Consider the following 515-nt stretch of genomic DNA (forward strand, 5'->3'; position numbering starts at 1 on the left):
GGCAGCGCAGAAGTTCTTGAAGAAAACAATTTTTACCCGTTCGGCTTAAAACACGAAGGCTATAATGCACTCACCGGGAACCCTGCCTACAATTACGAGTACAACGGAAAAGAGCTGCAAAAAGAAACTGGCTGGAATGATTACGGAGCCAGAATGTATATGTCAGATATTGGCCGATGGGGCGTAATAGATCCGCTTGCTGAGCAGTACAGAAGATTTACGCCTTATAATTATGCTGCTAATAATCCGATCATGTTCATTGATCCTGATGGAAGAAAAATTCAGGCACCCGGTAGAAATGGAGAAAGTCTGATGACGCAGTATCAGCCTACTACTGGAATGATAAGTTATCTAGGTGCGGGAGACCGTGCTAGTGTCGCGGCTTTTCTTGGATTAGGTGACGGAATGGGCCTATTTTATTTTAGAACCGATGGGGGTGGCAGTCCAAAAACCTTTGGTGAGACACAAGAGTATAGAAATGCAATGGCAGCCTTAGGTAACAATCCCTCTCCAAA

At 44.7% G+C, this 515-nt stretch carries 1 protein-coding gene; it reads left to right on the forward strand.

The genetic code is table 11. The annotated features are described in order from the left end of the window. Window positions 1–515, forward strand: a 515-nt coding sequence (locus tag LC419_RS23615; RefSeq protein WP_223609648.1) for an RHS repeat-associated core domain-containing protein, incomplete at both ends; no start/stop codon positions are given.

Source organism: Chryseobacterium sp. OSA05B (assembly GCF_019970065.1).
Lineage (GTDB): Bacteria > Bacteroidota > Bacteroidia > Flavobacteriales > Weeksellaceae > Chryseobacterium.